14 protein-coding genes are annotated in these 13,131 nt (G+C 71.7%); 2 read left to right on the top strand and 12 right to left on the bottom strand.

The annotated features are described in order from the left end of the window. Window positions 1-9: 9 nt before the first annotated feature. Both ACFWCH_RS00640 and ACFWCH_RS00645 read left to right on the top strand, forming a co-directional pair. Entirely contained in the window at window positions 10-1,200 is a 1,191-nt protein-coding gene (locus ACFWCH_RS00640; RefSeq protein WP_378802679.1) for a DUF58 domain-containing protein, read from the top strand. Continuing rightward, window positions 1,187-3,454 (top strand): transglutaminaseTgpA domain-containing protein, encoded by a 2,268-nt coding sequence (locus tag ACFWCH_RS00645; RefSeq protein WP_378802680.1) that lies wholly within the window; start codon window positions 1,187-1,189, stop codon window positions 3,452-3,454. The genes ACFWCH_RS00640 and ACFWCH_RS00645 overlap by 14 nt, the downstream gene beginning before the upstream one ends. Before the next feature lie 16 nt (window positions 3,455-3,470). On the opposite strand, the gene ACFWCH_RS00650 is transcribed toward ACFWCH_RS00645, so the two are convergent. The 12 genes from ACFWCH_RS00650 to mpaB form a co-directional block, all read right to left on the bottom strand. Next, entirely contained in the window at window positions 3,471-4,376 is a 906-nt protein-coding gene (locus tag ACFWCH_RS00650) for a rhodanese-related sulfurtransferase (RefSeq protein WP_136037039.1), read from the bottom strand. 48 nt (window positions 4,377-4,424) lie between these two features. Next, window positions 4,425-5,159: a hypothetical protein gene (locus ACFWCH_RS00655; RefSeq protein ID WP_247637621.1), complete on the bottom strand. Its 735-nt coding sequence runs from the start codon at window positions 5,157-5,159 to the stop codon at window positions 4,425-4,427. Beyond that, window positions 5,156-5,884 (bottom strand): ABC transporter permease, encoded by a 729-nt coding sequence (locus ACFWCH_RS00660; protein WP_136037038.1) that lies wholly within the window; start codon window positions 5,882-5,884, stop codon window positions 5,156-5,158. Before ACFWCH_RS00660 ends, ACFWCH_RS00655 begins: the two co-directional genes overlap by 4 nt. Further along, the gene (locus ACFWCH_RS00665; protein ID WP_136034221.1) at window positions 5,881-6,603 is read right to left on the bottom strand and encodes an ATP-binding cassette domain-containing protein; all 723 of its coding nucleotides are present in this window, start codon (window positions 6,601-6,603) and stop codon (window positions 5,881-5,883) included. Before ACFWCH_RS00665 ends, ACFWCH_RS00660 begins: the two co-directional genes overlap by 4 nt. Before the next feature lie 7 nt (window positions 6,604-6,610). Beyond that, the gene (gene mpaP, locus ACFWCH_RS00670; protein WP_378802681.1) at window positions 6,611-8,209 is read right to left on the bottom strand and encodes a daptide biosynthesis intramembrane metalloprotease; all 1,599 of its coding nucleotides are present in this window, start codon (window positions 8,207-8,209) and stop codon (window positions 6,611-6,613) included. A 58-nt stretch (window positions 8,210-8,267) separates the two neighbouring features. Then, window positions 8,268-9,095 carry a daptide-type RiPP biosynthesis methyltransferase gene (gene mpaM / locus ACFWCH_RS00675; protein WP_136034218.1) on the bottom strand — a complete coding sequence of 276 codons (828 nt, stop codon included), beginning with the start codon at window positions 9,093-9,095 and terminating at the stop codon, window positions 8,268-8,270. 61 nt (window positions 9,096-9,156) lie between these two features. Beyond that, window positions 9,157-9,276 carry an MpaA3 family daptide-type RiPP gene (mpaA3, locus tag ACFWCH_RS00680; protein WP_308194330.1) on the bottom strand — a complete coding sequence of 40 codons (120 nt, stop codon included), beginning with the start codon at window positions 9,274-9,276 and terminating at the stop codon, window positions 9,157-9,159. Window positions 9,277-9,312: 36 nt separating this feature from the next. Continuing rightward, entirely contained in the window at window positions 9,313-9,438 is a 126-nt protein-coding gene (mpaA2, locus tag ACFWCH_RS00685; protein ID WP_275090548.1) for an MpaA2 family daptide-type RiPP, read from the bottom strand. Window positions 9,439-9,476: 38 nt separating this feature from the next. Further along, window positions 9,477-9,611: an MpaA1 family daptide-type RiPP gene (gene mpaA1, locus ACFWCH_RS00690; protein ID WP_275090549.1), complete on the bottom strand. Its 135-nt coding sequence runs from the start codon at window positions 9,609-9,611 to the stop codon at window positions 9,477-9,479. Next, window positions 9,595-10,797: a daptide-type RiPP biosynthesis dehydogenase gene (gene mpaC / locus ACFWCH_RS00695; protein ID WP_378802683.1), complete on the bottom strand. Its 1,203-nt coding sequence runs from the start codon at window positions 10,795-10,797 to the stop codon at window positions 9,595-9,597. The genes mpaA1 and mpaC overlap by 17 nt, the downstream gene beginning before the upstream one ends. Then, a complete protein-coding gene (gene mpaD / locus ACFWCH_RS00700) occupies window positions 10,794-12,053 on the bottom strand; it encodes a daptide-type RiPP biosynthesis aminotransferase (RefSeq protein ID WP_136045748.1) in 1,260 nt (419 codons plus the stop codon). Before mpaD ends, mpaC begins: the two co-directional genes overlap by 4 nt. After that, the gene (gene mpaB, locus ACFWCH_RS00705) at window positions 12,050-13,081 is read right to left on the bottom strand and encodes a daptide biosynthesis RiPP recognition protein (protein ID WP_378802684.1); all 1,032 of its coding nucleotides are present in this window, start codon (window positions 13,079-13,081) and stop codon (window positions 12,050-12,052) included. Before mpaB ends, mpaD begins: the two co-directional genes overlap by 4 nt. Window positions 13,082-13,131: the final 50 nt, after the last annotated feature.

Genomic DNA, 13,131 nt, shown 5'->3' on the forward strand with positions numbered 1-13,131 from the left:
ACCCCCGCCATGCGACGACGCCGCCTCCTCACCCGCCGGGGCACCGGCACGCTCGTCGCGGCGTTCGGCTGCCTGGTCGCGGCGAACGTGCTCGGCGCGCGCATCCTCCTCTTCATGGCCGTGTTCCTGGCCGCCCTCACCCTGTTCTCCGCGCTGGCGGTGCGGCTGCCACGGCGCTCAGGGACGGTCGCGCGACAGATCTCGACCGACCTGCTCACGGTGTCGGAGGCCTCGCGGGTCACGGTGCGCTTCACGCTGCGGGCGCGGCGGGTGCCGCACGGCCTGTGGCATGACGTGCTGCCCGACGCGGTCGCCGGAGACTCCAGCGGCGAGTATCCCGCCGAGACCGCGCAGCTGAGCTACCTCATCGCGGGGGTGCGGCGCGGCGTCTGGCCGCTCGGCCCCCTCATGCTCCGTACGGTCGACCCGTTCGGACTCGCACAGCGGGAGCAGGCGTTCGGCGACACCCGGACCATCACGGTGGTGCCGGAGGTGTTCGCGCTCACGCCGCTCGCCGTGCGCATCGGGGCGGCGGGAGGGACGGCCCACACCTCGTCGACCCGCCTCGGACAGGGCAGCGACAACCTGTCCCCGCGCGGCTACGCCCCCGGCGACTCCATGCGCCGGATCCACTGGCGGGCCACGGCTCACCGCGGCGAGCTGATGGTGCGCCAGGAGGAAGAGGAGTCCAGCCCCGACGCGCTGGTCGTCCTCGACCGGAGCGCCGGTCGCTGGGACCCGCAGGGCGACGCCGCCGACCCGGCCTTCGAGTCCGCGGTGTCGCTGTGCGCCTCGGCCGCCCTGCACCTCGCCGCCGAGGGCTACAGCGTCGACGTGATCGACACCGCGGGCACGCTGCTCGGCGCGCTCCGCGGACACGAGGACGACCGCGACGGCCTGCTCGTCGCACTCGCCCTGGTGACCCCGCGCGGCGAGGCCCGGGAGCTCGCGGCCCTCGTCGGCGGCACCCCGCCCGGGCCGCTCGTGTTCATCACCGGACGCGTCGACGAGGAGGACGCGGCGCTGCTGCGTCCCGCGGGAGCCGCGGCCCCGCTGCTGTTCGCCACCGAGCCGCTGCCGGGTGCGGCCGACGCGGCACGACAGCACGGGTGGACCGTCGCCGCCCTCGGCACCGACGTCGCCGAGGCCTGGGACGACGCGCTGGCCGCGCGGAGCGGAGCGGGCGATGTTCCGCGCTGAGCAGCCGCGCGCCGCGACCCCGCCGCCGCGCACCGTGCCGCGGTGGCACCGCGACCGCGACGAACCGGATCGCGTCGTCGCCACGGGCGTGCTCGCCGCGGTCGGAGCGCTCGTTGCCCTGTGGCCGTTCACCTCGGTGATCACGCCGGGGGCCTGGTCGTTCACGGTCGTGCTGATCGTGGTGGCCGTGGTGGGCACCGGGATGCTCGTCCGTCACCTCCTCCGCCGCCGGCGCGCGGGACTGGGCGACCTCGGCGCGCTGCTCGCCCAGGTCGCGGTCGCGGTCGCCGTGCTCACGCTGCTGCTCGCGGGCGACACCGCGATCCTGGGGGTCGTTCCCACCGCGACGACCCTCGCGGTGTTCCAGGGCCTGGGGGCGGCCGCATGGGAGCAGATCGTGTTCGGCTCGGCGCCGCTCGACGCCTCCCCCGCACTGGCGGGTGCCCTCGGTGCGGGCTTCGCCGTGGTGGCGATCCTGCTCGACCACCTGGTCGCCCAGCGCTCGGCCGTGCTCGCCACCGTGCTGATCGGCGTGATCGGCGCCGTGCCGATGATCGTGACCTTCGGCGACCCGAACGTCGCCTGGTTCGTGGCCCTCGCGCTCACGGCGCTGCTGCTGTTCCGGGTCACTGCGCAGCGCGACGGCTCCTCTCCGCGCCGGAGCTCGCTGTCGGTCGCCGTCGGGGTCGGCGCGGCCGCCGTCGTCTCCGCGCTCGTGGTGACGCCCGCGCTGCCCGTCGCCCCCACCATGGCCGGCACCGGCGTCGGCGTGACCGTCGACGCGTCGCTGCGCCTCGGCGACGACCTGCGCCAGCCCAACCCGGTCGAGGTGCTCACCCTCGCCACCGACGCCGCCACCGCGCCCTATCTGCGCCTGACCACGCTGTCCCGCTTCGACGGCCGTGTGTGGCAGCCCGACCGCGGCGACCTGCAGTCGCAGGCGGACGGCTTCGGGGAGCCGGAGTGGAGCGAGGGCGTCGCGACCGAGGACGCCACCACGTCCATCCGCATCCTGCGCATGTCGAGCGCCTGGCTGCCGGTGCCGTACCCCGCCACCGACGTGTCGGGATTGAACGGGTCGTGGCGGGTGGCCCCCGAGAACCGCACGCTGTACTCGCGTCGGTCCGACGCCGCCGGCAACGACTACACCGTGAGCTCCACCCGCGTCACGCCGACGCTCGAGCAGATCCGTGCGGTCGACGCGGCCCCGCCGCTCGCGGATCCCGACATCGAGGACGTCGAGCTGCCCGGGATCATCGGCGAGCTCGCGGCCGAGGTGACAGCCGACGCGGACACCGACTACGACCGGCTCGTGGCGCTGCAGAACTGGTTCCGCGCGCAGTTCGACTACTCGCTGGAGACGCCGGTGGAGGAGGGCTTCGACGGCACCGGCGCCGACGCCGTCGCCCGCTTCCTGGAGGAGCGCTCCGGGTACTGCGTGCACTTCGCCGGCGCGTTCGCCCTGATGGCCGAGAGCCTCGACATGCGGGTGCGGATCGTGGTCGGGTACCTCCCCGGTTCGCTCACCGACGAGAAGCGCGGAGACGAGTCGATCTTCTCCGTGACGAGCGACCAGCTGCACTCCTGGCCCGAAGTGCTGTTCCCGGGCATCGGCTGGGTGTCGTTCGAGCCCACCGCGTCGCTCGGCGTTCCGACGGCGTTCCGCGCGGGCGAGGCCCAGGGCGGTGCGACCGGCGGGATCACGGAGCCCGCGCCGACCACGGCGCCGCAGACGCAGGAGACGCAGGGCCCCGACGTCGACCGGGGTGACGCGGACCCCGGGTCCGCGGGATCCGGAGAGCTGCGCCGCCTCGACCCGACCCCGGTCGCGCTCGTGACGCTCGGGGTGGTCGTGCTGCTCCTGCTCCCCGGGATCGTGCGGCTCATCGAGCGGCGGATGCGGATGCGTCGCGCGGCCCGAGGCGACGCGGCCGCCGCGTGGGCGGAACTGCGCGACACCCTGCTCGACCTGGCGCTGCCGGTGTCGGACGCCGACAGCCCCCGTGCGCGAGCCGCCGCCCTCGCGCGCGGCCGTGGCGCGGACGCCGCAGCCCTGCAGCGCCTCACCACCGCGGTCGAGCGCGCCAACTACGCCCGCCCCGGCGCACAGGAGACCGACGATCTCGCGGAACCCCTGCGTGCGGTGCTGTCGAGCCTGCAGCACAGCGTCGACGGCCCGACCCGGGTGCGCGCGCGACTGCTGCCGCGGTCGCTGTACGCCCCGCGCGGAGCGGATGCGGCGCTGCTGGCCTGAGCGCCCCCGCGGGTGATCAGGACGCGGCGGCCTCGGCGGGGTGCGCGGCACAGCGCACGGTGTCGCAGTCGTCGCACACGACGAACTGCGCACGGCACGAGAGATCGGGGCAGTTCGCGGTGCGCTTGGTCGCGGCGCCGCAGCCCGCGCAACGACCGATCACCCGGGCGTGATCGCTGAAGTCGACGGAACCCCGGCCGTCGAACACGTACAGCGAGCCGTCCCACAGTCCGTCGTCGCCGAACTTCTCGCCGTAACGCACGATGCCGCCCTCGAGCTGGTACACCTCGCCGAACCCGCGGGCCGTCATCAGGCTCGACAGCACCTCGCAGCGGATGCCACCCGTGCAGTACGTCACGACGGGCTTGCCCTTCAGGTCGTCGTAGACCCCGGAGTCGAGCAGGTCCACGAAGTCGCGCGTGGTCTCGGTGGCGGGCACGACCGCGCCGCGGAAGCGCCCGATCTGCGCCTCGAGCGCGTTGCGACCGTCGAAGAACACGACCTCCTCGCCGCGCTCGGCCACGAGCTCGTGCAGCTGTTCCGGGGTGAGTCGCGCTCCGCCGCCGACGACGCCGTGCTCGTCCACGCGCAACTCGCCGGGCGCCCCGAACGACACGATCTCGTCGCGCACCTTCACGCTCAGCTTCGGGAAGTCGAGGCTGCGGCCGTGCTCGTCCAGCCCTGTGCCCTCGCTCCACTTGAGGTCGACGTCGCGGAACGGCGCGTACGACCGGAACGAGCGCGCCCACTTCTTGAGTGCGGGGAGATCGCCACCGAGCGTGCCGTTGATGCCGTCCTTCGAAATCAGCAGTCGTCCCCGCAGTCCCAGCGCCTCGCCGAGGTCGCGCTGCCACACCCGTATCGCCTCGGGATCGGCGAGCGGGGTGAAGGCGTAGAAGAGGACGATCTTGGGGGTTGCCACCCCGGAATCCTACGTCGCCGACCTGACCGCGGCCGGGGTCAGAGGCGGTCACGTGACGTCGCGGCTCAGGAACGCGAGGCTCCCCCCGCCGACGGCCGCGAGCACCCAGGCCGCCGTCAGCCCGGCCGGGAGAAGGCCGTACAGCTGATCGCCCGTGGAGAGCCCGACGGCGGTCACGTCGAACCCGAGGGTCTGGAGGAACGCGAGCAGCGGAAGACTCGCGGCCCCGGCGCTCCAGAACAGCGCGACGAGCGTCGCGACCCCGAGCGACAGGGACGTGACGAAGAGCGCGACGAGGTGGGCCTGGACGATCATCCCGATCCCCACTCCCCACAGGCCGGCGAGGGCACCGAGCGCGAGAGTGGCGCCCACCGCCGCTGCGTCCAGGGGAATGCCGCCCATCGTGGCCCACAGCACGACGTGGCCGCCGAGGAGTGCGACGAGCGCGACGGCCGCTCCCCCGATCGCCGACGTCGGCAGCCGGACCAGAAGGACCGCCCACCGCGGCAACAGCATCAGACGCTGCGCGATGACGCCGTCGCGCCGATCGACCGTGTACCGGAACGAACCGTAGACCGCCGCGAGAACGGCCGCGGAGGTCGCCAGGACGGTGTGGAGCGGCGCGGTGAGGGTGTCACGGACACCGGCAGGGGCATCCGCGAGCTCTGAGGGAATGCTCGCCGCGAGCGGGAGCGAGATCACGAGCGCCGCCACCGCCGCACCGAGCAGCACGAGGTCGCCGCCGACGTCGCGCGCCTGCGCACGCAGAGCCCGACCGATCACGCGACGGCCCGGCGTCCTCGCGCCCACGCGATCCCGACCAGACCGCCCGTCCACACGAGCGCGACGCCCAGCGCCGGAAGGAGGTCGAGCAACCGCCCCTGATACGCGGGGGCTCCGATCGCGGCGAGGACCATGCCGGGCGAGTACCTCGCGACCTCCGGCGCCGTCCGCAGCAGCGCGAACTCCACGGCCAGCGGATAGGCGAGGAGGATCGCCGCCGTCACGTAGTAGTTCCGGGTGATCCAGCCGATCGCACCTCCGAGGAGAGCGCCGAGGACGGCGCCGACGAGCGCGCCTCCGTACATTCCCCAGGCGTCGTCGCCGAGGACGAAGGACTGCCCCTCCCGTGTCAGGAGGATCGCGGCGGCCGCCGTCCAGAGCACGCAGATGACGAGAGAGGTGCCGACGGCGACCAGCGCCCCCGCCACGAGCTTGCCCGCGAAGGCGCGCCGGAACCCCACGGCGACGAGGGTACGGTCCATCGAGCCGTAGTAGTACTCGCGGGTGACGGTGTAGGCGCCCACGAACGCGGCCGAGAGGGCCGTCCAGGCGAGGGGCTGCAGAACCTGGAGTGTCGCGGCGGCGGGCTCGAGGCCCGCGAGGTCGAAGTGCGAGCCATCCGAGCAGAGAACGTACACCGGCAGCAGGACGGCGACCAGGAAGATCGCGAGCACGGAGAAGCCGCTCACCGAACGCAGCAGCTCGCTGCGAATCACCGACGTCACGCCGACACCCCCTCGATCAATTCGAAGTACCTGCTCTCCAGCGACTCGGCGTCGCTCGTGACGAGATCCCGCAGCGGCCCCGCGAACAGGGCGCGACGCTTGAGCACGACCACCTCATCGACCACCTGTTCGAGCTCGGGAAGCTGATGGCTCGCGATAAGCACCGTGCCGGCACGGTCGGCGAAGCTCCGTAAAAAGCCGCGAAGCCAACGAATGCCGTCCGGATCCAGCCCGTTCGCCGGCTCATCCAGGATCAGTGTCCGCGGCGAGCCGACGAGCGCGGTCGCCAAGCCCAGTCGCTGCGCCATCCCCGTCGAGTAGGTCTTGACGCGGCGGCGGGCGTCGGGCGCGAGTCCCACCTCGTCCAGCACCTCATCCACGCGCTGCGACGGAGCCCCCGCCGCCAGCCGGGCGATCTCCAGATGCCGTCGCCCCGTGATGCCCACCTCGAACCCGAACCCGTCCATGTGGACTCCGACGTGCGTCGCGGGGTTCTCCAGCGACGCGAACGGGCGGCCGTCGATGAGGCACTCCCCCTCCGTCGGTCGCAGCAGCCCGACGATCGCTCGGAGGGTGGTCGACTTACCCGCCCCGTTCGGGCCGAGCAGCCCGACGATCGACCCGCGCGGCACCCCGAATGAGAGCCCATCGACCGCCGCCCGATGGCCATACCTCTTGGTGAGCCCTCGGACCTCGATCGCCCGATCCTTCCTGTTCATCCTTCTCCTACCTTTCGTCCATGAGAGTCGACAACGGCTCGGTCACTCCCGCCGTCCAGAGCGCGTGCCACAGATCGGTCGTCCCCAGATGAGCACGCGCCTGCCCGGTGCCCGGCGGGGCTGGGTGGTCTGGGGATAACTCGACGACGCCGATACTCACCGCGGCGACGGAGACGTCGGGGGCGGACACCGGGACCAGCGCGTCCAACGGCACCGTCACCGGGGTCGGGGACCGGTGCACGACCGTCCCGGTGCCGATCACCGCGCTCCCGAGGATCCCGCTGGTCATCAGGTCGACGCGGGTGCCGTCGGGGATTCCGGAAGCGCGTCCTCCTCCGGCCTGCACGAGCGACATCCGGCCGTCATGCGTCCAGAAGCCGAGCGTGACCGTGCGTGGCACGGGGATCAGGGCACCGGCGATGACGACAGCGCCGGTCATCACGGCGAGCACGGTCGCGAATCGGACTCGGGACACTCCGGCCCGGAGCACGCGCACGAGCGCCCGAAGCACGATCGTCAGCCCGGTGATCGCCACGATGACCTCCAGAGCGAGCGTGAGGACGGAGAGCACCGGGCCGCCCGCGGTACCCGCCTTCGCCACCCGTGCAACAGCGAGGAACACCAACACGCACGGCGTGAACAGGCTCGCCAGACCGAACGGCACGCTCCACCACCGCGGCACTCGCTTCTCCGACCGCCCACCCCCGAAGAGGAGCCGGACCAGGCGGTCCGAGGCATCGCGGATCGTGCGTTCGCGCAGATTCGGCTCGTCGAGAGCACTCATGAGCGCGATGTATCCGTCGAAGCGCACGAAGGGGATGAGATTGATCAGGACGATGAGGACGCACGAGACACCCGCCAGCAGCACGGCCTGACGAAGCTCGGACGGCGGGAGCGCGAGAGCGGCGACCAGAGCGACTCCGGCGGCCACCACGTGCACGGCTGGTCCGGCGAGGGCGACCGACACGCGTTGCCCACGGTCGCGGAGACGCCAGCCGTCCGTCACATCGACGAAGAACGCGGGAGCGAGATAGAAGATCATGAAACCGGCCCGACGGGGCGTGCCGCCGAAGCCGGTGAGTGTGAGGCCGTGGGCCGTCTCGTGGAGCAGGGTGAGCAGCCCGAGCACGATGACGGTGCCGAGGAGGGCGGCCAGCGGCACCGGTGTCACGACGACCCGGACGACATCCGCCGCCTGAAGAAGGGCGGCAACAGCCCCGAGCCCGGCCATGACGACGGGGATCAGCATCACCCTCTTGGGAAGCGACGGGAGCAGACGGTGCAACCGTCGGAAGAGCTCGGGCGCACGCAGGGTCGCGACCTGCAGGGTGAGCGGGGCACGATACGACAGCCGCCCCGGCGGGATTCTTCCTGCGCCCTCCAGCAATCCGCTTGCTCGGAAGCGCTCGACGAGTCGAAGGAAGCTCTCCGAGGACTCGGACGGTGCGAAGCGGGTGCGGAGGACGTGGAGCGGTGTCTCGCCGTCCATCGCCTCCAGCAGATCGACGACGGAGCGCGAGACCCGCGACGTCGGTACGCCGTGCACGGACGCGACCCACACCGCGTCCTCCCCGACACGTTCGAAGGAGACGTCTGCGGAGCGCACGGGACGGTCCTCGGCACCCAGCGGGGCGGTCCCGCGAAAGCGCTGCCGGTGGGGCGGCTCAGGCGACGGCATCGTCAGCCGCGATCGTCGTGGAGGAAACCGCGGACGTCGTCACCATCACGATCTCCGCACCCTGCGGAGACCGTACGGGAGAAACGTTCGGTTCCTCGAACCCGGCGTCCGCGATCTCACGGCAGATCTCATCCAGGCCGAGAACCTGCAGGCGGCTCGTGAACACCGTCACCCTTCCCCCCGGTACCAGATCGTCCGCGCGCAGCCAGTTCACGAGTCGGGCGGAGCCGTCGTCCTCGATCTGCTGGCTGAACAGATACCTCTCCGCGCCATCCGGCCCCGGGACCCAGATCTTCTCGGTCCTCGTCACGCGCAGTTCCGCTTCCGCGATGGCCCCCGCCAGCGTGAATGCGAAGAGACCGCCCGGAGCGAGGTGCCGCCGAACGGCGGCGTACAGCGCAGCGCGGTCTTCCCCGTTCAACAGGGTGAGAGAGGTGGCACCGAGGATGACCAGGCGGAAGCGTCGCGCGAGCGTGAAATCGCGCATGTCCGCCACGACGCACTCCACCGCGGATTCCCCCGGGAGGACGTGCCGCACGAGGGCCAGCATGTCGGCCGACAGGTCGAGCGCGATCACGCGCCGGCCCGAGCGCACCAGAGGGATCGTGAGCCGTCCGCTTCCCGCCGCGAGGTCGAGGATCGGACCCTCGGTCTTCCGCGCGAGCGCGAGCACCTCCCGGATCTCGGCACGATCGGAGCCGACGAGCCGTTCGTAGAAGGTACTGCCCGCAGCCGCGTACAGGTCCTCAGGCACGGCGTGCGCGCCGACCGCGCGGAGCCGTGCGGCCACCGCCTCCGTGATCAGATCTGCCATTCGTCTTCGCCTTCCCGGTGTGAGCGGGCGCGGGCCCCCGCCTGCGGCCCGCACCCTTCTGTCAGGTGGCGATCGCCACCGCCCCGCCGATGATGGCGATGATGTAGCTGGCGTGCTCCCACCACTCCATCGGTGTGTCGAGTTGCTCGAGCTCCACGAACTCGATCGATGTCTTCTGCACTGTGCACCTCCTTGGGCACTCGTCCGAGTGCGTCTCCTACGTCAGAGCGAGGATCCCGATGATCACTCCGACGGCGAAACCCCGCATGAAGTCATCGCCGTCGTTGAGCGCGTCCATGGCCTCGAGTTCTGTGAACTCGAGCGTCGGCGTCGCAGCGTGCATGCTCACCTCCCTTCGCTCTCTCCCGCCGTCAAGTCAGATCACGTGGCCATCGCCGCGCCCGCACCGATGAGGATCAGAGCACCGATGACGCCCTTGTAGAAGCTGTCCCAGCTCGGGGCCTCCATGGGATCCAGCTCTTCGAATCGGATGCACGTGTCACTGCGTGGTTCCATCTCGTTCACCTCCTTCCTTCGTCGATCGTCCGGCTTTCGCCGCTGCGTTTCGGAGGCTCCATCTGCCGTCGCCCAGCACAGCGCGGAGGTCTCCCGCGTCGAGCCCGTGGAGCATCGGCCGACGCCCGCCCCACGACTGCTCGGCGGCCTCGACGATGCTGTGCAGGAGCGCTGCGGCCGGCCGGGGCGGACTCGGAATCCGCCACCGCTCGAGCAGCGCGTCGATGCCGTCCGCCGGGTCGAGGGGAAGGGCCACCGCGTGAGCGACACGCGCCCAGAAGTCCGCGAGACTCTCCCGGTCACCCCAGCGAGCGTCGCCCGCTCCGATTCGGCGCCAGACCGCGCCGATGACCGCCGCCGTCGCGACCATCTTGCGCACGCCCAGGTGAGAGGAAACCTCGTTCGCCAGATACCAGTGCCGCGCGCTGAAGGGATCGCCTCCACGCAGCGCCGCGCTGCGCTGCGTGGCTCCGCTCAGACGCGCGAGGCGCTGTCTCCCCGAGGGCGATCCGGCGTCGTGCGCCGCGGTCTCGAGCAGGGCCCTTCCGAGAGCGACGGCGTCGCTGTCGGCCCTCGGGCTTCGTTGGACGCTGGTCGCCGCACCCGCGATGCGCAGGAACGCCTCCAGCGCTCCCTCGCGCACCGCACCCGGGCTGAGGGTGGAGAAGTTCCACGGGTCGACCAGGGCGTGGCGGGGGCGGAGGGCGCGGCCGACGATCAGTCGAGAGCCCCGTTCGTTCGTGAGGATGCCGACGCCGTTCGTCTCCGACGAGGTCCCCAGCGTCGTCGGCACGGCCACGAGGTCGACGGGCGGGAGTGCGTCGGGCAGGACGGTGAGCGCGGACAGCCGCGCGTGCCCGATGGCGTAGTCGAGGAGATGACCCCGGGCCAGCGCGAGCGCGGCGATCTTGCCCGCGTCGAGGATGCTTCCACCTCCGACGGCCACCACCACCTCCGGCGGGCGGTCCATCATCTCGCGAGCGATCGCGACGACCGCTCTGACATCGGCGCGCCCGGTGTCGAGTGTCCGCGTGCGCACCGAGCGTCCGGTGGGAAGCGGGAGCACCGCGGCCGGATCTGCGATGACGAGCGCCTCACGCCCTGCCGTCAGCTGACGCGTCATCCGACGGGCGATCCCCGGTCCGTGCCAGAGAGTCGGAACGCGACCCGCGAATCCGCTGGTCATGAGAGCGCCCCACGTGCCTCGGCGAGGCCGGCGCGGACGGCGGTGTCGACCTCTCGCAGCTCCGGCGCGCCGAAACCGTACGCCGGGATCAGCTCGATCGCACTGGGCCCCGGATGCACGACGACACCGTGATCGGCGATCGCGGAGACGACCCGCAGGACGGCGGCTCCGGAGAGCTCCTGTCCGTGCTCGTCACGAAGGGCAAGCCCGACGAAACACCCGCGACCGGTGCTGTCGGCGATCAGCTGCTCCGTCTTCCACGACCGCACCAGGTTCTGCAGTTCGACGGCCAGCGCCTGTGTCGCCGACTCCACGTCGATACGACGCAGCTCATCGATCACGGCGAGGATCGCTGCCGCGCACATCGGGGTCCCCGCTTGCGTCTCCCCGTGCACGAACGTCCATCCGCCGTCTGTGAATGCGACGGCGATCTCTTGCCCCACCAGGAGTGCGGCGGCCCCCATCGCGCCGTTGGTCAACGCTTTCGACAGGATGAGCACGTCGGGTGCGGCGGGCCAGGTGTCGGTCGCGAACATCGTGCCCGTGCGGCCGAAACCCGTCGCGACCTCGTCGGCGACGACGAGGAAGCCGTACTCCTCGCGCAGGGCGAGAAGGCGATCGACGAACGCGTCGGAGAGCGCGTGCGCGCCGCTGCCCAGGATCGGTTCCACGACGACCGAGGCCACCCGCGAGCCCTCCCGTGCCATCAGGGTCGCCAGCTCCTCACCGTCGTCGTGCGCCGACACGTGCCGCACGGAGCGGCGGTCGACGGCGTACACGGACTGCAGGAGATCGTCACCGCTCAGGGCGTGACTGCCGTACATCGTGCCGTGATAGCTGCCGCGGAGGCCGACGCTGATCGTCCGGTCCCGGCGCCCCTTCTGCGCCCAGTACTGGCGGACGAGTTTCATGGCTGCGTCGTTCGCCGCCCCGCCGGAGGTGGAGAAGATCACGCGGCGGTAGCGGAGCGAGCCGGCGAGGTCGATGAGAGCGTCCGCAGCGTGTTCGGCGTAGCGATGCGGAGCCCGGAAGAGGGAGAGATACGAGGCGTCGCGGCTCGCCCGACTCACGGCTTCGGCCACGGCAGGGTTGCCGAAGCCCAGCGGGACGTTCCACAGCCCGCTCGTCGCACAGAGCCGCGTCGAGCCGTCCGCGAAGGCAATCCGATGACCCGCGGCTCCGACCGCGACCCGGTCCGGCGCGAAGGTCGTGTCCGCCGGCAGCATCGAGGTCCAGAGGGCGTGCGGCGCGCTCACCGCACGGCTCCTGTCGTCGAGGACGAGTCGACGGCTCGCCGCCCGCAGTGCACGCCGAGCGCATCGATCGCTTCGAGGCAGAGCGAGAGCGCCTGGGACTTCGGCACCTCGAGCTGTCGCGCCACGCGCGCGGCCGCACTCTCCGTATCGCTGGACGTCTGCGTGACCGCCACGACCCTGGCCGTGTCGGGGGACAGCAGCTGCCGGCGCCGCGTCGTGAGATCCGCGAGCAGAAACCCGTCCCCCGTCTCGAGGAGAAGCGGATCGGCGGTCCGGGGTTCGGCATCGCAGAGCCCGTCGTCGAAGGGCGTCCAGCCGAAGCCCGCGATCGCCGCGTCGGTGCTCGCGAGGGAGAGGGTTCTCATCAGCTCCAGTGCCGTGAGGTATCGCCCGACCCAGCCCCGCGTGCGGAGGTCGTCGAGCACCCTGTCTCGGGGCATGACTCCGCCCACCAGGGCGGCCCCCGGCAGCGCTGCAGCGAGAAGAGACGGCAGCTCGGTGACCGCACCGACCACCTCGCCCTGCATGCCCGCCGAGACCCGCCCGTCGCTGCGGACGCGGACGGCACTCGGACGCATCAGCGCTACGGGAGAAGCGAGCGCGACGCGGTCCGCGAGGAGCACGCGGGCATCGAGCAGGGCGGCGGGAAACACGCCGGTGCGTCGAGCGAGCTCCGCATCGTCGAGGAATGCCCGCCAGCTCGTCTCATCGGAGAATCCGACGACGATCGGTCCCACCATCTGTACGAAGGCCGCCGCGATGTAGTCCTGGCGCTCGACGCCGTGCGGGCCGAGGAACAGCTCATCGCCGACGTCGTCCCACCCACCCCCGTAGCGGATGACCTCGGCGTGGGTCTCGCACGGCTCGCTCCCATCCGGCAGGAAGACCGCGTCGCGGCCTTCGGCGGCCGCCAGGACCTGGTGGGCGGGGGCGTTCCGATCCACGAAGAACACCCGCGAGTAATGATGGCGCTCACCGGTTATCCACTCGCGCAGAGCGCGCGCACCGATGATCTCATCGCCCGACATCAGGGCGTCCCTCTTTCTTGCGCTCGCATGATTCCCCCGGAGTGCGACCT

It is taken from the genome of Microbacterium sp. NPDC060132 (assembly GCF_042729675.1).
In the GTDB taxonomy this organism is placed as follows: Bacteria; Actinomycetota; Actinomycetes; order Actinomycetales; family Microbacteriaceae; genus Microbacterium; species Microbacterium sufflavum.

Bases quoted from the DNA above. Each gene is read 5' to 3' on its own strand.
- ACFWCH_RS00640 (WP_378802679.1), top strand. From the start codon at position 10: ATGCGACGACGCCGCCTCCTCACCCGCCGGGGCACCGGCACGCTCGTC.
- ACFWCH_RS00645 (WP_378802680.1), top strand. From the start codon at position 1,187: ATGTTCCGCGCTGAGCAGCCGCGCGCCGCGACCCCGCCGCCGCGCACC.
- ACFWCH_RS00665 (WP_136034221.1), bottom strand. From the start codon at position 6,603: ATGAACAGGAAGGATCGGGCGATCGAGGTCCGAGGGCTCACCAAGAGG.
- mpaM (WP_136034218.1), bottom strand. From the start codon at position 9,095: ATGGCAGATCTGATCACGGAGGCGGTGGCCGCACGGCTCCGCGCGGTC.
- mpaA2 (WP_275090548.1), bottom strand. From the start codon at position 9,438: ATGCACGCTGCGACGCCGACGCTCGAGTTCACAGAACTCGAGGCCATG.
- mpaA1 (WP_275090549.1), bottom strand. From the start codon at position 9,611: ATGGAACCACGCAGTGACACGTGCATCCGATTCGAAGAGCTGGATCCC.
- mpaC (WP_378802683.1), bottom strand. From the start codon at position 10,797: ATGACCAGCGGATTCGCGGGTCGCGTTCCGACTCTCTGGCACGGACCG.
- mpaB (WP_378802684.1), bottom strand. From the start codon at position 13,081: ATGTCGGGCGATGAGATCATCGGTGCGCGCGCTCTGCGCGAGTGGATA.